Annotated in this window: 14 protein-coding genes; 4 read left to right on the top strand and 10 right to left on the bottom strand. The window is 63.5% G+C overall.

Going from position 1 to position 19,520, the window contains the following annotated elements:
- Positions 1 to 49 precede the first annotated feature (49 nt).
- From QM596_RS25265 to QM596_RS25250, 4 genes are all read right to left on the bottom strand, one after another.
- Positions 50 to 973 (bottom strand): MBL fold metallo-hydrolase, encoded by a 924-nt coding sequence (locus QM596_RS25265; RefSeq protein ID WP_283310211.1) that lies wholly within the window; start codon positions 971 to 973, stop codon positions 50 to 52.
- Positions 974 to 1,083: 110 nt separating this feature from the next.
- The gene (locus tag QM596_RS25260) at positions 1,084 to 2,235 is read right to left on the bottom strand and encodes an acyl-CoA dehydrogenase family protein (protein ID WP_007731824.1); all 1,152 of its coding nucleotides are present in this window, start codon (positions 2,233 to 2,235) and stop codon (positions 1,084 to 1,086) included.
- Positions 2,236 to 2,237: 2 nt separating this feature from the next.
- Positions 2,238 to 3,419 carry a thiolase family protein gene (locus QM596_RS25255; protein WP_269577441.1) on the bottom strand — a complete coding sequence of 394 codons (1,182 nt, stop codon included), beginning with the start codon at positions 3,417 to 3,419 and terminating at the stop codon, positions 2,238 to 2,240.
- Positions 3,420 to 3,509: 90 nt separating this feature from the next.
- Complete coding sequence (locus QM596_RS25250; protein ID WP_019746401.1) at positions 3,510 to 4,931, bottom strand: amino acid permease; 1,422 nt, start codon at positions 4,929 to 4,931, stop codon at positions 3,510 to 3,512.
- A 170-nt stretch (positions 4,932 to 5,101) separates the two neighbouring features.
- Here QM596_RS25250 and QM596_RS25245 point away from each other — a divergent pair, with 170 nt between their 5' ends.
- Positions 5,102 to 6,595 carry a PucR family transcriptional regulator gene (locus tag QM596_RS25245; RefSeq protein WP_019746400.1) on the top strand — a complete coding sequence of 498 codons (1,494 nt, stop codon included), beginning with the start codon at positions 5,102 to 5,104 and terminating at the stop codon, positions 6,593 to 6,595.
- Between the two features lie 102 nt (positions 6,596 to 6,697).
- Here QM596_RS25245 and QM596_RS25240 read toward each other — a convergent pair whose 3' ends face one another.
- Complete coding sequence (locus tag QM596_RS25240) at positions 6,698 to 8,260, bottom strand: SpoIID/LytB domain-containing protein (protein ID WP_029254204.1); 1,563 nt, start codon at positions 8,258 to 8,260, stop codon at positions 6,698 to 6,700.
- A gap of 331 nt (positions 8,261 to 8,591) precedes the next feature.
- Here QM596_RS25240 and QM596_RS25235 point away from each other — a divergent pair, with 331 nt between their 5' ends.
- The gene (locus QM596_RS25235) at positions 8,592 to 10,601 is read left to right on the top strand and encodes an N-acetylmuramoyl-L-alanine amidase (RefSeq protein ID WP_070796556.1); all 2,010 of its coding nucleotides are present in this window, start codon (positions 8,592 to 8,594) and stop codon (positions 10,599 to 10,601) included.
- A 37-nt stretch (positions 10,602 to 10,638) separates the two neighbouring features.
- On the opposite strand, the gene QM596_RS25230 is transcribed toward QM596_RS25235, so the two are convergent.
- Positions 10,639 to 11,460: an HAD family hydrolase gene (locus tag QM596_RS25230; protein WP_283310306.1), complete on the bottom strand. Its 822-nt coding sequence runs from the start codon at positions 11,458 to 11,460 to the stop codon at positions 10,639 to 10,641.
- A 266-nt stretch (positions 11,461 to 11,726) separates the two neighbouring features.
- Between QM596_RS25230 and QM596_RS25225 the strand changes: the two genes are divergently transcribed.
- The gene (locus QM596_RS25225; protein WP_283310210.1) at positions 11,727 to 12,401 is read left to right on the top strand and encodes an Ltp family lipoprotein; all 675 of its coding nucleotides are present in this window, start codon (positions 11,727 to 11,729) and stop codon (positions 12,399 to 12,401) included.
- A 25-nt stretch (positions 12,402 to 12,426) separates the two neighbouring features.
- Here the strand turns inward: QM596_RS25225 and QM596_RS25220 are convergent, their stop codons facing one another.
- Positions 12,427 to 13,161 carry a lysophospholipid acyltransferase family protein gene (locus QM596_RS25220; protein WP_029254200.1) on the bottom strand — a complete coding sequence of 245 codons (735 nt, stop codon included), beginning with the start codon at positions 13,159 to 13,161 and terminating at the stop codon, positions 12,427 to 12,429.
- A 3-nt stretch (positions 13,162 to 13,164) separates the two neighbouring features.
- Positions 13,165 to 13,920: a lysophospholipid acyltransferase family protein gene (locus tag QM596_RS25215; protein WP_020905757.1), complete on the bottom strand. Its 756-nt coding sequence runs from the start codon at positions 13,918 to 13,920 to the stop codon at positions 13,165 to 13,167.
- A 93-nt stretch (positions 13,921 to 14,013) separates the two neighbouring features.
- Here QM596_RS25215 and QM596_RS25210 point away from each other — a divergent pair, with 93 nt between their 5' ends.
- Positions 14,014 to 14,853, top strand: coding sequence for a hypothetical protein (locus QM596_RS25210; RefSeq protein WP_283310209.1), 840 nt, complete (start codon positions 14,014 to 14,016; stop codon positions 14,851 to 14,853).
- Positions 14,854 to 14,863: 10 nt separating this feature from the next.
- Here the strand turns inward: QM596_RS25210 and QM596_RS25205 are convergent, their stop codons facing one another.
- Together QM596_RS25205 and QM596_RS25200 are read right to left on the bottom strand one after the other, a co-directional pair.
- Positions 14,864 to 18,055, bottom strand: a complete 3,192-nt coding sequence (locus QM596_RS25205; protein WP_283310208.1) for a beta strand repeat-containing protein — start codon at positions 18,053 to 18,055, stop codon at positions 14,864 to 14,866.
- A 251-nt stretch (positions 18,056 to 18,306) separates the two neighbouring features.
- On the bottom strand, positions 18,307 to 19,520 hold a 1,214-nt coding region (locus tag QM596_RS25200; RefSeq protein ID WP_283310207.1), incomplete at its 5' end, for an Ig-like domain-containing protein.

Here is a 19,520-nt window from a genome sequence, read left to right as displayed (position 1 = left end):
CTGTTCGGACGCCGAGGGTTGGATGCGTCACCAGGGACGATGCGGCAAGTCAGGACGTTGCAAGACCGATCAGACCGGAAGCACTCGGTGCACCGTTCAAATCGAATTCGATGGTGATCGGTTCGTCGACGGGGAAGTGTGCGGGAAGTAGAAGCAGTCCCTCCGACGCGCAGCGTTCGAGAAGTTCGCGGCGGGTGACCCCGGCGATCTCGGGATCGGCGTCGCCGCCCTGGCTGAGGTCCGGGTACAGAAACTGGATCGGATGGTGGATCACGTCGCCGGAGATGACGGCGCCGCCGTCGGCAGTGCGGATCTCGATCACGACGTGGCCCGGCGTGTGACCGGGCGCGCCGCGCACGACGACGCGTGTGCCTTCGGACTCGGCCAGGACGTGGCCGTCGTCGACCGCCTCCCACTTCGCCCCGTCCAGAACGGGACGGACGCTGTCCTCGAAGGTCTGCGCCAGATCCGAGACCACTCCTTCGTGTGGACCGTCGGCGGCGAGTTGTTCGAGCGCGGCCAGTTCGGTGCGGTCGAAAATGTATGTCGCGCGGGGAAAGGTGGGCCGCCAGGTTTCGGCCTCGAGGTTGGTGTTCCAACCACAATGATCGGGGTGCAGATGTGTGCTGACCACCAGATCGACGTCGCCCAAGTCGACGCCGGTGTCGGCGAAGCGCGAGAGGTAGTCGGTACCGAACATGTGGTGCGGCAGGAGGTTCGGCCGGTGCTTGCTGTTCCCGTTGCCGGTGTCGACGACGATGGCCTTGCCGCCGATCTCCACCAGGTAGGTGTGGATGGCAAGTACGAGGTCACCGCTACCCGCGTCGAAGAACTCCGGTGTCAGCCGCGCCGACGCGTCCTCGATCTCCGCATCACCCGCGTGCGGAAAAAGCTCTCGCGGCGGAAACGGCCAGTGCGCCAGCTCCGTCAGTTGGGTGACGCGCGCCGATCCGACGTCGATGGTGAAGCTCATCAGTGATTGCCTTCCGAACAGCTCGATCCCGCTTGTAGGCACACACAAAGGCACCCACCGAAATGCTCGGTGGGTGCCTGGTCGGTGTCAATGGTTTTCGACGCCGGTGATCAAAGACTCTTCGCGATGATGCCCTTCATCACTTCGTTGGCGCCGGCGTAGATCTTCTGGACGCGGGAGTCCTCGTACATGCGCGCGATCGGGTATTCACGCATGTAGCCGTATCCGCCGTAGAGCTGCACGCACCGGTCGACGACGGCGCACTGCTGTTCGGTCAGCCAGTACTTGACCATCGCGGCGTCTGCGCCGTCCAGCTCGCCATTGAGGTGATCCTCGATGCAGTTGTCGAGGAAGACACGGCAGGTGCGCGCGATCGTCTGGCACTCGGCCAGCTCGAAGGCGGTGTTCTGGAACTCGAAGAGGCTGTGCCCGAACGCTTGACGCGCCTTGGTGTACGCGACGGTCTCCTCGACGGCACGCTCGATGGTGCCGATGGCCTGCGCGCCGATGATGAGACGCTCCTGCACCAGCTGCGCCATCAACTGACCGAAACCGAGCCCCTCGGACTCGCCGAGGAGGTTCGAGACAGGAACGCGAACATCGGTGAAGGACAGCTCCGACGTATCGGCGCCGTGCTGACCGACTTTGTCGAGGACGCGGCCGACCGCAAAGCCTTCGCAGTCACGCAGATCCACGATCAGGAGCGAGACACCCTTGGCGCCCGCCTTGGGATCGGTCTTGACGGCAAGCACGATCATGTCTGCGCTGCCACCGTTGGTGATGAAGGTCTTCGACCCGTTCACGACGTAGTGGTCACCGTCGCGGATCGCGGACGTGGTGATGGCCTTGAGGTCGGAACCTGTTCCCGGCTCGGTCATTCCGATGGCGCCGAGGATTTCACCCGTCGCCATACCTGGCAGCCAGGCCTTCTTCTGCTCTTCGCTTCCGTACTCGAGCACGTAGTGGGCGACGATGCCACTGTGCACGGAGTTCCCGAGTGCATAGTCCCCGCAGTAGCCCTGCGCCTCGAAGACTGCAAGATCGTGCGCGAAAGTTCCACCGCCCCCGCCGTATTCCTCGGGAATCGAGCAGCACAGCAGGCCGAGCTTGCCGGCTTCGAGCCACACGGACCGGTCGACGCGATGCTGAGCGTCCCACTGCTCACGCTTGGCGATCAGTTCACGATCGAAGAAACCACGGGCCAGTTCGGCTACTGCGGTGATCTCGTCGTCATGCCACGACGGCTTGCGCTTGGTCGCCATGATCAGACCCGCTTCAGCAGGGCAGCGAGTGCCTGACCGCCGCCGATGCACATGGTGACGATGCCGAATTCGAGGTCGCGACGGACCATGTCGCGTGCCGCGCGCAGCGTGAGGATGGCTCCGGTAGCGCCGACCGGGTGTCCGAGGGCGATTGCTCCGCCGTACGGGTTGGTCTTCTCCGGATCCAGGCCACTGTCACGGATGACGGCGATGGCCTGCGAAGCAAAGGCCTCGTTAACCTCGGCGGTGCCGATGTCGGACGGCTTCAATCCTGTTTGCGCAAAAAGCTTTTCGAGAGCGAGCACGGGAGCGTAGCCCATCAGGCCGGGCTCCATCGCTGCCGTCGTGACAGTTTCGAGCGTGACGAGTCCGGTGAGACCGCGCTTGGCTGCCTCGGTTCCTGTAGCGAGGACGAGGGCGCCGGCGCCGTCGTTGATGCCCGACGCGTTACCGGCGGTGACGGATCCGCCCTCTTCGAATGCGGGGCGCAGCTTGGCGAGGGTTTCGACAGTGGTTCCGGGCTTGGGGTGCTCGTCTTCGCTGACGGTGACGGAGCGCCGACCACCGGTCTCGACGGGAGTGATTTCCTCGGCGAATGCTGCCTTGGCTGCGTCGGTAGCAGCGCGGCGCTGAGATTCCACGGCGAACTCGTCCTGCTGCTCGCGGCTGACGCCGTACTTGCGGGCGACGGCTTCGGCGGTGCGGCCCATATGAGCCTTGCTGAACGGGTCGGTGAGCATGGCGACGGTGCCGTCGACGAGGCTGCGATCGCCGAGCTTGTAGCCCGAGCGGGCTGCGAAGTCGTAGAAGGGCATGCGGGACATGCTCTCGTCGCCGCCGGCGAGGGTGATGGCAGCTGCGCCCCAGCGCATCTGCATCGCCGCCGACCACACGGCCTGCAGGCCGCTGCCACAGAGGCGGTTGACGGTGTAGGCGGGAACGTTCTCGGGCAGTCCAGCGGCGATGCCCACGCGGCGTGCGTTGTAGGCGTCTGGGCCGACCTGGCCGATGCAGCCCATGACGACCTCGTCGATGTCTTCGGGTGCAACGCCGGCGCGGCTCAGCGCGGCCTTGGCTGCTGCGGCACCCAGTTCGTGTGCGGGTACGTCCTTGAAGACGCCGCCGAAGCTACCGACGGGGGTCCTGGCCCCGTCGACGATGACGATCGGTTCGGGTGTGGTCATGATTGTCCCCATCTGCTGTGCTCACGTCGATTTCTCTGTCCGTGGCCGATACTAGGACATCTAAGTATCTCGCAGATGGGGACGTTGGTGTCAGGGTGTGGGAGCGCTCTCGGACACGGGTACAACCTCGGCGTCGGCGCCTTCGGCGTCCTCGGTCTCTTTGTGGTTCCGGTATCGGTAGAGCCCAATGCCCACGAGGATCGCTGCGAGCCCCAGGGACACGATCATCTGGCTGCGCGTCGAGTCCAGGGTGAGCATGCCGATGCAGAGCGCGATGATGGCGGCGATCGTCGCGTAGGTCAGGTACGGGAAGAACCACATCTTGAGCTCCAGCTCCTGGCCCGAAGCTTCGAGCTTGCGACGCGTGCGCAGCTGGGACACCGAGATGACGAGCCAGACGAACAGAGCGATCGCACCGGAGGAGTTGACCAGGAACAGGAAGACCTTGTCCGGGGAGAGGTAGTTCATGCCGACGGTCAGGAAGCCGACGATCGTCGAGACCAGGACGGCACGCATCGGGACGCCGGTCTTCTCGATGCGCGAGAGCGACTTGGGGGCGTCGCCGCGGCCGGCCAGGGAGAAGATCATGCGGCTCGCGGTGTAGAGACCGGAGTTGAGGCAGGACAGAACCGACGTGAGGACGACGACGTCCATGATGTTTCCTGCGGCCGGAATGCCGTAGGAGTCCATGACGGCGACGTACGGGCTGAGCGCGACCGATGCGCTGTCCCAGGGAAGCAGAGTGACGACCACCGCGATCGAGCCGATGTAGAAAATGAGGATTCGCCAGACGACGGATTTGACGGCTGCGCGAACAGCTTCGAGCGGGTTGGCCGATTCACCGGCGGCGATGGTGGCGATTTCGGCGCCGAAGAACGAGAACACGACCACAAGGACTGCGGCGAGCATGGCTCCTGTTCCGTTCGGCAGGAAACCGCCGTGACCGGTCAGGTTGGTCATTCCCGGTGCTTCGACGCCGGGCATCCATCCGCAGATCGCCACGATGCCCATGCCGAGGAACGCGATGATGGCGACGACCTTGATGGAAGCGAACCAGAACTCGAACTCGCCGAAGGACTTGACCGAGATGATGTTGGTCAGCGTCAGCACGATCATCAGAATCAGAGCCCAGGTCCACTGGGGAACGCCGGGAACCCAACGATTCATGATGAGGGCACCGGCGGTGGCCTCGATGCCGAGCACGATGATCCAGAACCACGCGTACAGCCAGCCGATCGAGAAGCCCGCCCAGCGGCCGATGGCCTTGTCGGCGTACGACGAGAACGAGCCGGTTTCCGGCGACGCTGCCGACATCTCGCCGAGCATGCGCATCACGAGGATGACGACTACGCCGGCCAACGCGTAGGAAACCAGGACACCCGGTCCCGTCTCCTGGATCGCCACACCGGAGCCGACGAACAGTCCGGCGCCGATGACGCCCGCGATCGCAATCATCGACAGATGCCGCTTCTTCAGCGTGTGCTGAAGTGCCGGCTGGTCTGTACTGGACATCAGTACTCCTTGTGGGCTGTTCGGGACGTGGATCTCGGTGACGCTCTTCTGGAGCGCATTTTCGATAGCGCCAGTGTCGGACCTTCGGCAAGCTCGCGTCAGGCTCCACTTTGTACAAACGTGACCGCAGGCACTACAAAGTGGCGAGTCCGAGGTGTCAGACTGGACCCATGCCCATCACGCTCCGCCAGCTTTGTGCGACCGAACAGTTCGGCCTTCGCGTCCTGGCGGGGCACGACCAGCTCGATCGCACTCTGACCTGGGCACATGTCTCCGAACTTCCCGACCCGACGCCCTTCCTCGACGGCGGCGAACTACTACTCATCACCGGGGTGTCACTACCGACGACGGCCGCGGAAACGACCCGATTCGTACGCACCCTGGTGGCGGCCGGAATTGCCGGAATCGGTTTCGGAACCGGCCTCGGATACGAGCAGGCGCCGCAGACTCTGGTGGATGCGGCCACCCGTTTCAGTGTGCCCCTACTCGACGTCCCATTGCGAACACCTTTCATCGCCCTGACCAAAGCGGTGTCGAAAGCGCAATCCGACGACGACATGAAAGCGCTGCGCAGCAACTACCAGAGCCTGCGGCGACTACTTCAAGCTGCAGTGACGGTCAACGGCACCCGGGCAGTCGTACGACGGGTGGCGGAATTGATCGGCGGATGGGCGGCCCTGCTGGACTCGGCCGGCCATACCGTCGAGATCTCACACACCGCTGCTGCCGCAGGAATCGAGCGAACGGCTCCCGAGCGCGACGCCCGCCCGATGGAAGTCAGTTTCCTCACGAGTGAGAACGAGGACGTCATCTCGCACCCTTTGATGACGTCGAGGGGAAAGCTGATGGGGTATCTCGTCGCCGGCTGCCCCGGCGCCGTCGGCTCTCTGAATCAGGGCATCGTCATCGCCGCCGCGTCTCTGCTCACGTTGATGACGGCTCGAACCCGAGATGCGCAGTTGACGATGAACCACTTGCGTACCGTGGCGATGCATCAGCTGTTCGAAGGACAGAATGCGCTCGCCCGCAACATCTCCGGTGAACTGTGGGGAGGATTTCCGGTCGAACCTTTCCAGGTCTTCCACGTAGCGGGCCCGAGTGGCCTGCTCGAGAGCGTGTCCGTCTCACTGCTCGACGGCCTCAGCCGCGATCTGGCGTTCGGCATCACCGACGGAGCGTTGATCGCCGTCGTCTCGGCTACCGACAGCGGGCGAATCCTCGCCCGTGTCAACGAAATCGACGTAACCGTCGGCGTGTCGGACATGCTGTGGTGGGACGATCTCTCGCGCGCCAGACGCCAAGCCGCGCAGGCAGCAGCCGAGGCCGGCGCCCGCAACCTGCCTTCGATGCGGTTCGCCGAACTCTCGGAGAGCGGATTGTCCGCATTTCTCGACCAGGATCGCTCGACGGCATTCGCGGCGGCACACTTGCGCCCGCTCCTGGAAGCGAAGGGCGGTAGCGATCTCTACCGAACCTTGGCCATGTGGTTGGCACACAACGGTGTGGGCGACGCCGCAGCCACAGCGCTGAATATTCATCGGCATACGTTGCGCAGCAGACTCGCTCGGATCGAGAGCCTTCTCCAACTGGACCTCGGCTCCCCCACGGAACGTGCGGAGTTGTGGCTCGAGTACCGCTTGCTCGGCGACGCTCCGACCATCTGACCGACAACCAATGAGCCCTGAACGACCTGAAGGGCCTCCGCCGGGTTACGGCAGAGACCCTTCAGAGTCGATACGTGCGAGTCGCTACCGACCGACCTTCCCCTAGCTTCCGCCCGTCGGTATCCACTCGCGGAGCACGTTGGCATCAACTACCTGCGCACCCAAAACCTTTGTCCAGATGATGGTTCCGTTTTCGTAGACACGGAAAGTGCCTGCTTCGGAGGGCAACTGCATCTCCGGGCCGGCAGGAGCACCGAGAGAGCCGCTTTCACCGCCGAGCTCCCGATACTTCTTCTCGATCTGCGTCTCCGTAACCGTACCCGATGGATCGTCGGATGGCGAATTGGATTCCGGCACTGTCGATTCCGAATCCGGTGCCACTACCACACCAGCGCCGTCGCCGACGGTAAACCAGTCCGATTTCAGGCCGAGTTTCTGACGGAACTGCATTCCGGTGGCGCCAACAGTTGCATCTGTTCCGACCACCTCGACTGCCGTCACTCGCCCGCCGTCGGTACCGAATCCGTTGCGCGAGAGAATCTTGAGCGATTGCAGCTCGCCCACATCGAAGGCGTCCGCAATCTCACCCGCGGTCAGATTCACTGTCCAGTCGTGATTGGGCGAAAGGGCGTCACCGAGATCCTCGACGGCCGGGAATTCACCGCCGGAGCTGTAACCTCCTGTGGACGAAGAGAATTCGGTGGCAACAATCTTGCCGTCACGCGACAGAACGGCGCCGGCGGTGGACCGAACGGCTTCAGTGGTCCGGGGATCTTCCTTGCCAGCTCCGCCGTAGACCTGGCAGTCCTGAGTGTCGCACGTGTCGGCGTACGAGCTGCGATGCTCGGTCGCAGCGTACGAGCGCGCCGCCACGGCTTGCGCCCGTAGTGCTTCGGCCCCACCGGAATCGGCCCATTCGGCTTTCGCCTCGACCGGCACCACGCCGAGCAGGTAGTCCTCCATGTCGAGGAGATTGACCGTCCGAGCCGAGCCGTTGTCGAGCACTACGCCGAGGGCGCCGCGATAGGGCGCGTCGTTGTTGCACAGCTTCAGGAACTGGTCGGCGGGTCGATCGGGACTGAGATCCACAGGATCCACCCACGGATGCTCGGTGACCGCTTCCCAGACAACCCCGCCACCACACCCGCTGGTGACAACCACCTGCGCACCGCCACCGGGCAGTGCAGTGAGATGGGCAGCCTCGCCCGGCGCGGTGCGCTGACCGTTGACCACGAGGCCGGCGTCGGAGTAGACGTCGAGCGTCGAGTTGTCCTGGGCTGTGAGCCGCACACTCATCTGGGCGGGCGGCAAGGAGTCCAGGACGGTTCCGCCGTAGTAGTGACTGAGGATTCGCTCGCCGGACCAGCCGTCGTTCTTGGCGTAGCCGTAAGCGCCCCACTGCCCCATTCCGCGGCCGTGTCCGTTGCCATGACCGGAGAGCGTGAATTGTGTATCGGCGGCGACGGCGTGCAGGATCGACGGCTCGTCAGCGCGGATTTGCGTGAAACCTCCGATCGCGACGCCGAGCGCAAGAGCCGGAACGAGACCGAGGACCGAGACCCGCATCAGCGAGGTTCGCCTCCCGGGTCCGCCCACCAGAAAGCGACCTGCGCGACCGGACACAGGCTTCTTACCTGCAGTTCCGCTTCTTCCGCTTCTCGCCATCAATGCTCTCCTCATCGCTACCGGCCTCACGAGTCCGCGAAGTCGGTACTTCGCGCGCAGGCCAGTCCACAACGATTTAACTAAAGTCTCACCCTAAGGTTGAGCGTTATGGACTTTTGTGACTAGTGTGGCAAGAGTGTTTGGAGTTAGCAACACCAGTCACACGAGTCACATCAGCATCACGAGTTGCAGACGTACGCGTCCGAAAACTGGAGTTCAACCCCAGAACATGGCATCCGACCTGCTCGGATCCGGTTTTGAAGGATTCCGTTCACGGCCGTCATCGGCCCTGAAGTTCGCTCGCAAGTAACTACAACCGAGGAGTAATCCCTTGCCACACCGTCGACCGAAGCCCTCGCTCGTACTCGGGGCTGTAGCCGCAGTGGCTGTCGCAAGTCCTTTTGCGGTCTACGGCTTCACGAGCACTACGTCCGATGTACGTTCCGCGAACGAAACGACGTCAGTAGCAGTGCCGACCCAGATCGCAGAGGTGCTCCTCGCGTCGGTGCCCGACATCATCATTCCGGTCAAGGAGCTGACCGGTCTCGATCTCCCCGACATCAACCTGGGCGATCTCAGAAACCTCAAGCTCCCGACCGAAATCCCGCTACCTCCAGGGATCACGTTGCCGACCGAGCTCTTCCCGGCACCCGCTGCTCCCGGGGCCCCGACCGAAACCGCTCCGGTTCCCTCCGAGGAAGAGCCAGGTGCCGTGGTCAAGGAAGTCACCCGCGACACTCCGTTCAGCATGGTCGCGTTGACCTCGGACACGCTCGCCTCGGCGCAGTCCAAGGTCCGCGCCCTGGCCGAGGACGGCACCTGGGGTCCGTGGTTCACCCCTGACGCCATCGACTCCGCCAGTTCGGATCAGGCCACCAACGCCGGTACCGCCACCGAACCTGTCTTCGTCGGCGCCACCAAGTCCATCCAGATCCTCACCCCGCAGGGTGTCGCTGCCCCCGCGGCCGAAGCTGTGCCGGCTCCGGAAGCCGCACCCGCACCTGTCGAAGCACCTGCTGAAGCGCCTGTGCCTGCCGAAGCGCCGGCCGAAGCACCTGTGCCTGCGGAAGCACCCGCAGCCACCGGCGAACTCGGGTACACCCCGGCTTCGGTGTCCAAGCCGCTTCGCCAGGCGACGACGGCAGCAGATGCCGTTACCGCAGTGTTGATCGATCCGGGTACCAGCGACGCGGACAGCAATCTGCAGGCAGTCGCGGCACCGCTCGGCGGCAGTGGACCCTCCGTCATCACCCGCGCACAGTGGGGAGCAGACGAGTCACTTCGCTGCGACTCCCCCACGTACGACGACTTCACCGGTGGAGCAACTGTCCACCACACCGCGGGCAGCAACAACTACACCAAGGAAGAATCGGCCGGCATCGTCCGCTCGATCTACGCCTACCACGCACGCACTCTCGGCTGGTGCGACGTCGGATACAACGTCCTCGTCGACAAGTACGGTCAGACCTTCGAAGGCCGCGCAGGCGGACTCGACAAGGCAGTTCAGGGCGCGCACGCCGGCGGCTTCAACGAGAACACCACCGGTATCGCGATGATGGGTGACTACTCCACCGTCGAGCCTTCGCAGGCGACGCTCAACGCCGTCGGCAAGTTCCTCGGTTGGAAGCTCGGCCTGGCCGGCCTCGACCCGAAGGGCCGAACGACGATGTACTCCGAGGGCACGGAGTTCACGCCGTACCCGCAGGGCGCAGCAGTGGATCTGCCGATCATCTTCGCCCACCGCGACGTCGGAAACACGGCTTGCCCTGGTGATGCCGCATACGCACACATGAACGACATCCGGAACATCGCGGCCGCGAATATCGGCGGATCGTTGAACCCGTCGAACCCCTCCAATCCGTCGACGCCTGCGCCCAAGCCGACCACTCCGGTCGACACGGTCACCGGTGGCACCGGATCGTCGATCCCGGATCTGGTCACCCAGATTCTGAAGATCACCGACAATTCGCCGCTCGCGCAGAAGTGGATCGCCGAAGGTGGTGACCTCGGACGCCTCGGCCAGGCGCTGTCCGGAATCCTGCAGGCGAAGCTCGGCAACCAGGGTGCGTTGTTCCAGAACGGCGCTGTCTACACCTCACCCAACGGCGGAGTGTTCACCGTGCTCGGCGAGATCTTCAAGTCGTGGCAGAGCTTCGGTTCCGACGCGGGTGAACTCGGATTGCCGATCTCGGACGAATACTCGATCCCGGACGGCCTGCGCAGCGACTTCGAGAACGGTTCGCTGATCTTCAACCAGATCACCGGCATGGTCACGAAGGTCCTCAAGACCTACAACGAGACCTTTGCCCAGGAAATGGCCAACAGCGCGCCTGTCGGCTGACACTCGCGCAGTACACGTCCTCGGGCGCTGGTGGGTTCTACGACCACCAGCGCTCGAGGACTTTTGCGACCCCGTGCGCCGAATTGGTGTCGGTGACCTCGTCGGCTGCGGCTTTGGCTTCGGGGTGAGCGTTGCCCATGGCAACGCCGAGGCGTGCCATCCCCAGCATCGGGATGTCGTTGGGCATGTCCCCGAAGGCAACCAGACCCGACAGGTCGAAGCCGAACCTTTCGGCCGCGGCAGCCAGGCCGGACGCCTTCGTGATTCCCGGCGCCGAGAGTTCGATCAGTCCGTTCTCGGTGGAGTACGTCATGTCGGCGAGCGCACCGACGTGCGGGGCGAGCGTGTCGTACATCGCCGTGCTGGTCATGCCTGGACGGCGAATCAGGAGTTTGACGGCCGGCGCCGCAAGCACTTCGTCCTCGGACATCTCGGTGTTGTCCGGGTTGAGCCAGGCGTGTTCGTAATCTGGTGAGCTGACGAACTGTGGGGTGGCGGCGTCGTGTGCGCTCTCCCCCACCCGTTCCGCGGCCAAACCTGCGCCCGGGAGTGCAACCAGTGCCAGCTCGGAGAGTTCGGTGAGTGCGGCGACCGACAAGGTCGCGGCGCTGAGGACGCGGTCGGCGTAACTGTCGTAGACAACAGCACCGTTTGCGCAGACCGCGAGTGGCGCATATCCCAAACCTTCGACGACGGGCGAAATCCATCGCGGAGGACGTCCGGTGGCCAGCAGGAACGGCGTGCCGGATTCGACGACGGCATGCACGGCGGCGCGGGTGCGGGCACTGACCAACTCGTCGTGATCGATGAGGGTGCCGTCGACATCGGTCGCAACCAAGGTTGGGCGGTCAGGGCTGATACGACGGTCTGGGCTCACACCGCCATTGTGCCTGCCCGGTACGACGGTCTCGCTCAGCGCGCCCGCTTCGCGCGTCCTCACCGGAGATCGCGAACCCCGAGATTCCCGCAAATCACATTTCAGTCCGACCGGTCTGGTATCTATTGCGGGAGAACCAGACATTCGGCCTTACCTGGGTACCGCTGCCCTGCTCCTTCGGCGCACCTGACTCAGGGTCCTTTCGTCCTCGAACCCGAGACGATCAACCTTCTCAAGGAGAACACCCCATGTCCGTGCCACCCGATCTGCCGCCGCCTTACGGGGGCTCACAGCCTCCATTCCAGATTCCGCCACAACCGCAACCTGAGACCAAGAAGTCGAAGAAGTGGCCGTGGATTGCCGGTGCAGTCGTCGCGTTGCTCGTCGTCGCAGGCATTCTCGGCGGACGAGACAAGGACGACGCAAAAACCACCAGCGCTGCACCGAGCTCGAGCGCCTTACAGGCCACTACCAGTGCCGTTACGTCGCGCGCCTCTGTCGCACCGATCGTCAGTTCGTCGACCGCTGCTCCTGCCCCGCCATCCAGCAAGGTGGCGGAGCCCACGACGACCACGTACCAGGCGCCCGCACCTGTGGTCACTCCGACAGTTGCGCCTGCCCCGGCCAGGCCGCAGGTCAGCTCCGGTCAGCGCAACGCCGTCCGATCCGCCCAGCAGTACATCGACATGACTGCCTTCTCCCGCAGCGGACTGATCGAACAGCTCGAGTACGAAGGTTTCTCCACGGAGGATGCGACGTACGCGGTAGACAATTTGAACGCCGATTGGAACAAGCAGGCTGCGCTGAGTGCCGAGCAGTACCTCGAGATGACGTCGTTCTCCAGGTCAGGACTGATCGAACAGCTCGAGTACGAGGGCTTCACGAGTGCGCAGGCCGAGTACGGAGCCAACGCTGTGTACTGACCGCATCAGCGCAAGCGCCGTCTATTCAGCGCGCCCGCTTCGCGCGCTCCTGGGCATCCATGGCCGCGGCTTCCGCCGGCGTCGGCGCGCCACCGCCGAGTCGGCGAGGCACCCAGTACGCCCCGGGTTCGTGCACGAATCCGTCCTGAACGTGGCGCAGGATCGCATCCATCTCGATGCGCAGGATCTCGCTCAGCGCTTCGGCGGGCTCGACCGGATCGATCGGTGCACCCACCTCCACCGAGATCGGGAAATGATTGCGGCCCAGATTTTTCGGTCCGCCCTTGGTGACGATCCGCTGGGCGCCCCAGACGATCAGCGGAATTATCGGCACGCCGGCGTCGATGGCCATCCGAGCTGCTCCGGATTTCATTTCCTTGATCTCGAAGCTCCGGCTGATCGTCGCTTCCGGGTAGACGCCCACCAATTCGCCACGCTCGAGGGCGTCGACTCCGGCTCGATACGCCTGCGCTCCGGCGGAGCGGTCCACTTCGATGACGCCGCATCCACGCATGAGGAAGCCGAGGACCTTGTTGTCCGCCAGCTCAGCCTTGGCCATCACTCTGAGCTTGCGTTTCGCGGTGCCGACCGCCAGGGCCGCCGGTATGAAATCGAGGTAACTCGTGTGGTTGATCGCGATGACGGCACCGCCGGACACCGGGACGTGTTCCGTCCCGGTGCGGGTGACTTTCACGCCCTGGAAACCGCTCAGACCACGCGCGACTACCTCGACGGCGGTGTAAACGGGTTCGAAGGACATGGGTCAGCCTTCGGACTTCCGCGCCTCACGTGCTTTGGCTTTCGCCTCGGCCTCGTCGGCATCCATCTTGTCGGCCTGCTCGAGCGTCGGCGCGCTGCCACCGAGGCGGGCCGGTACCCAGTACTCGCCGGCGGGATGGTCGTAGTCCTTCTGCAGATCGAGCAGCAACTCCTGCATCGTCGACCGTAGCTTCGCCGTCAGCTCACTCGCCGGTTCGAAAGGTGCAATCGGCTCGCCGACGGCAATGGAGATGGGAGTGTTGGTGCGGCCCAACCGCTTCGGATAACCCTTCGTCCACACGCGCTGAGCGCCCCAGATGACGACGGGAACGATCGGGACGCCCGCCTCGATCGCCATCCGGGCGGCTCCGGACTTGAATTCCTTGATCTCGAAGCTCCGACTGATCGTCGCTTCGGGGTACACACCCACCAATTCGCCGCGCTTCAGGAAATCTACGGCCGCCTTGTAGGAGTCGGCGCCCGCGCCGCGGTCGACCGGGATGTGCTTGAGGGCCCGCATGATCGGTCCGGAGATCTTGTTGTCGAAGACCTCCTTCTTCGCCATGAACCGGATGTAGCGCTTGGGGGTCCGCGCCGGCAGTCCCGCATACGTGAAGTCCATGTATCCGGTGTGGTTGATCGCGATCACGGCGCCACCGGACGCCGGGATGTTCTGCTCTCCCTTGACGGAGAACTTCAGGCCCTCGAAAGCGAAGACGGTACGGGCGATGCCGATGACTGTTCTGTAAACGGGATCCACAGTTCGCTAGCGTAGACGGGAATCCGTGATCTGACCCGCAGCAGTTATGGGGTGGATGTTGGTCAGAATGTCGCAAAAGGGGCGTAAGAACGAATGAAGTCGGCAGGACGAGCGGCAGTGGGGGCAGTCGCACTCGCCATGACGTTGGCGATAACCGCATGTGAGGACGACGGACGGACAGGAATCCTGACGGACGAACCGTCTCCGCCTACGACGGAAACCACGACGACAACCACTCTCGCGCCCACGACCACCACTGCGCCCGCCGCGCCGGTCGCGCCACCTCCGGTTGGTGACGTGCCCGGTAATCCGGCTGCTGCGCCGGCCTTGGCGGCCTGGGCAACGGACCTGGTGTCCTTGGACGTGGCTGCGCTCACGAACGCATGCTGGACGATGCCGCCCACAACAATTGCCGACCGATACTCGGATGTGCCCGCCATCTTGACGGCCATCGCCGCACCAGGCGTCGACGGCCAGTACGCGGTCACCTGGAGTGGAGGCGGACTCTCCGTCGCCGCCAAGCGCTCGGAGATCGCTTCCGGCTATGCGTGCCCGTTCGTCTTCCCTGCGGGGCAATCAAACTTCTACACCGCGGCCGACGCTTCCCACGCCGTCGTCCGGTTTCTCTCACGCGCCACGGGACGGCCGGTCAATACCCGCGACGTCGAGACGTTCTATCCACTGATCTGCCCCGGCAACAGCCCGTGGGATCCCGACGGCACCGGCGCCACCGGCCAGCCGCCACTCAAGCTCGATCCGAATCAGCTGGCCGGTATCAAGTCTTTCGACGCCGACGCTGCAACAGTCACTCCGGTTCGCGGCGACTACGTCCGTGTCACCCTGCCCGTCAGCGCCGGAACCGGTAACTCACGCCCGATGCAGTTCACCCTGTCGATCGGCCCCGAGGGATACTGCCTCGGGGCCGCGACCTGAACTGTTCCGGTCAGGAACCGAAGGGAAGGAAATCGCTCGAGCCAGCGCTGCCTGAACCGAGGCTGCCCGTGCCACCGCCGGTTGCAGCCTTGATCTGAATTGCGTGGGCCGCCGAGGTGGAGCCTGTGAATCCGGCTGCGCCGCTGTAGATTGCCGAAATCGAATGCGCGCCGGTTGTGGTGAAGGTGTGGTTCAGCGCCGCGATCCCGTTGACCACTGGCACAGCGTCACCGACCGGGGTGTCCCCATCCATGAACTGCACCGTTCCACCGTTCTGCACCGAACTGACAGTCGCCGACAGGGTCACCGACTTGTTCACCACACCATCGGCAGGCACCGTCACCACAGTCTCCGTGGTGACATCCGAAGGCGCAGGGTCCGTTACATTCACCGTCCGCGCCTGGGCCGAGGACCCGACTACACCGGCTCCTCCCGAGTAAACCGCCGTGATGCTGTGCGCACCCGCAGAGGTAAACGTATGCGACAGACCAGCAGCGCCGGCCGTAACCGCTTCAGGACCGCCGATCGCGACGCCACCGTCGTAGAACTGCACGGTTCCGACGCCGACAGCGTCATCCGACGACGTTCGGACTGTTGCCCACAAGTCGGTCGCCACACCAGTTTTGGCATCGGTGGGGATATTCAGTTCGACGACGGATTCCTGGTCGGCAACACTGACCTGAACTGACTTCGCACTCGCAACCGAGTTCTTGAATCCGGCACCAGCGGTGAAATCCGCGGTAATGCTCTGAGCACCAGCAGCATCGAAGGAATGCGAGAGCGTCGCGGTCCCACCGGACACCGTGACCGGGGAACCGATCGCCGTGCCGTTCGACTTGAACTGCACCGTACCCACAGCATTGTTCGGAGCAACCGTCGCAGTCAGATCAACAGCCACACCCGTAGTTGCCGTAGCAGGAACCGAGAGCGACGTCGTCGTCTCCACATCCACCGGAGCCGGATCCGAAACGGTCACCGTCTGAGCAGATGCCGACGAACTCACGAAGCCAGCACCGGCAGTGAAATCGGCCGTAACACTCTGAGCACCAGCAGCATCGAACGCATGCGACAGCGTCGCAACACCCGACGTGACTGCCACCGGAGTGCCGATCGCAGTGCCGTTCGACTTGAACTGCACCGAACCCACAGCGTTCTTCGGAGCAACCGTCGCAGTCAAATCAACCGCCGCACCCGTAGTTGCCGTCGCCGGAACCGAGAGCGACGTCGTCGTCTCCACATCCACCGGAGCCGGATCGGACACCGTCACCGTCTGAGCCGACGCCGACGAACTCACAAACCCTGCACCAGCGGTGAAGTCAGCCGTAACACTCTGAGCACCAGCAGCATCGAACGAATGGCTCAATGTCGCAACACCCGCGGAGACTGCCACCGGAGTGCCGATCGCCGCACCGTTCGACTTGAACTGCACCGTACCCACAGCGTTGTTCGGAGCCACCGTTGCCGTCAGATCAACCGCCGTACCCGTGATCGCCGTCGCCGGAACCGAGAGCGACGTCGTCGTCTCCACATCCACCGGAGCCGGATCCGAAACGGTCACCGTCTGAGCCGACGCCGACGAACTCACAAACCCTGCACCAGCGGTGAAGTCCGCCGTAACACTCTGAGCGCCAGCAGCATCGAACGAATGCGACAGCGTCGCAACACCCGCGGAGACTGCCACCGGAGTGCCGATCGCAGTGCCGTTCGACTTGAACTGCACCGTGCCCACCGCATTGTTCGGAGCAACCGTCGCAGTCAGATCAACCGCGCTGCCCGTGATCGCAGCGGCCGGAACTTGAAGCGTTGTAGTCGTACTCAGCGCGGAGCTCGAGATCTCGATGGTCTGAGCTTGCGCGGTCGAACCACCAAAACCGGCAGTGCCTGAGTAGACCGCAGTGATCGAGTGCGACCCCGTCGTAGTGAACGTGTGATCCAGGGTCGCTCCGCCGGCAGTCACCGCGATCGGTCCGCCGATGTCTGTGCCACCGTCCTTGAACTGGACCGTTCCGCCGTCAGTTGCCGGAGAGATGTTTGCGGTCAGCGCGACCGAGGTCTGCTCGACGGCGCTGCTCGGAACTGTCAGCACCGTGGTCGTCTGTACATCGGCAGCAGCCACGCTCACTGTGCGCGCCGGTGACGTTGAGGTCAAGAACTCGAGAACTCCGTCGTACACAGCGGTGATGGAGTGATCTCCCGCCGCGGTGAATGTATGTGGCAGTGTGGCAACGCCATTGACGACGGCCACCGGGGCGCTGATGTCAGTCCCGCCATCCTTGAACTGAACGGTGCCGCCTGTCGGCGCCGGGGAGACCTGCGCAATCAAATCCGTCGATTGACCGATCGTTGCCGACGCGCCGGACGTCACTGCGGTCGTGGTCGCCACCTGCGAGACGACGTTGACGGTGGCCAATGCCTGACCACCCGCATTCAATCCCGCGCTGCGTGAGTCATGCGGAGAGCAGTTGTACCTCTCCCAGTATGCGACGGTGAAGACGTCCTTCTCGCGCTGCAAGAAGGTGAAGGCATTTTTCGGAGAATCAAAGGATCCCGAATTGCCATCCGTCACCCTTAACTTCGGCTGCACAGTGCTACCCGCACCACCCGCAATCACCGTCACATCGATCGCCGGCAACCGGAAAGTCTTTCCAGCCTCCGCGCCGATTCCGCCATCATCGTTCTTACTTGTACTCGGACCGTTTCCACCACCGCCATTGGAGTCAGCAGTCTGATTGTTCCCCGAAATACGCAAGTGAGTGCCCGCAGCATCCGGCGAACCACCGTCGTTGATTCGAATTACCGAGGGCGCCGCACCCGACAAATTCGACGACGTACCCGCCACTACCTGAGCATCGACCAACGACACCCCCGCAGGAATGTCGAAGTCGTACTTCATCCGTGTCCACCTGATCGCCGAACGCCCCGCATGACCACTCGTGGGAACAGTCATCGCACCTGGCTGGACTCGGTAGGTGAACGTCGACCCCGCCGCGACCTTCTCCGGAGCCGAGATGGTCACGCCCGTGGAGTGGAATTCGTCGGAGATGCTACCCAAGCCAGGGTGCTCGTAACCATCGCAACCCAGTTTGAACCCGATCGTGTTCTCCACCGCGGGAGATGACGTCGGAGCAGCCGAAGCAACACCACCTGCCACCAGCACGCCACCGACCAACGCCGCCACCACAACCGCGGAACTTCTTCTCACCAACACGAACTCTCCTCAGCTAGCAACAGACGTGGATCGGGAACCGCACGGAAGGAGGTCACTCGAACAGAGCGGAAATCAGAATGGAGCTGGACGCTCGTACAGTACCCGTCGAAAGTAGTACTTGTATCAGTTATTTCAGACAAATATTCACGAATTGCCGATAGTTCTGCTAACGACCAATCATCGATTCGCGAAGAGTGATGCCCCTTGCACCCGTCGGGCGCAAGGGGCATCACATCATCGGAGAATCAGGACCCGAACGGCAGCGACAACGATCCGAGCGAACCGAAGTCACCGCCCCCGTTACCGACGTTCACAACCGATGCAGTCGACGTGGAACCCGTGACGCCCTGGGCTCCGCTGTAGACCGCGGTGATCGAATGGTTGCCGGTCGTGGTGAAGGTGTGGCTCAACACAGCCTGCCCACCGACAACATCGACGGCCGTTCCGATCGGAGTCGTTCCATCGAAGAACTGGACGGTTCCCGACGTCGCGCCGGAAGAACTGACCACAGCCTTCAGCTGCACCGACGTGCCGACCTTTGCCGAAGACGGAGCCGTCAACGACGTAGAGCTTTCGACATCCGACGGGGTCGGAACCGTGACATTGACGTCGACGGATTCCGCGGTGGACGACGTGAACACGCCGGAGCCACTGAATACAGCCGAGACTACAAAGGTGCCTTCTGCTCCGAACACGTGCGGCAGCTTGGCAACTCCGTCAACAACCGCGACCGGGGCACCCTGATCGACTCCACCGATCTTGAACTGAACCGTTCCGCCGGACGGCACCAGGGCGTCCGAGGGATCTTCGGACACTGTCGCGAAGAGATCAACAGGCAGTCCGACCTTGGCTTCACCCTGAACGCTCAGAACCGTCTTCGTCGCCTTGTCGACCGGAGCCGGATCGGAGACCGTCACCGTCTGAGCAGACGCCGAGGAACTGACAAACCCTGCACCAGCGGTGAAGTCCGCCGTAACACTCTGAGCGCCAGCAGCATCGAACGAATGGCTCAATGTCGCAACACCCGCGGAGACTGCCACCGGTGAACCAATGGCCGTGCCGTTCGACTTGAACTGCACCGTACCGACAGCATTGTTCGGAGCAACGGTTGCAGTCAGATCAACAGCCGTACCCGTGATCGCCGTAGCGGGAACCGAGAGCGACGTCGTGGTCTCGACATCGACCGGAGCCGGATCAGAGACCGTCACCGTCTGAGCGGACGCCGAGGAGCTGACGAACCCTGCACCGGCGGTGAAGTCCGCCGTAACGCTCTGAGCGCCAGCAGCATCGAAGGAATGCGAGAGCGTCGCAGTCCCACCGGACACCGTGACCGGAGAACCGATCGCCGCACCGTTCGACTTGAACTGCACCGTACCGACAGCATTGTTCGGAGCAACGGTTGCCGTCAGATCAACAGCCGTACCCGTGATCGCCGTAGCGGGAACCGAGAGCGACGTCG

The organism is Rhodococcus sp. IEGM 1406 (assembly GCF_030056745.1).
Lineage (GTDB): Bacteria > Actinomycetota > Actinomycetes > Mycobacteriales > Mycobacteriaceae > Rhodococcus_F > Rhodococcus_F erythropolis.
The sequence above is the reverse complement of the archived record's forward strand: the minus strand, read 5'-3'. Positions and strand labels throughout refer to the sequence as shown.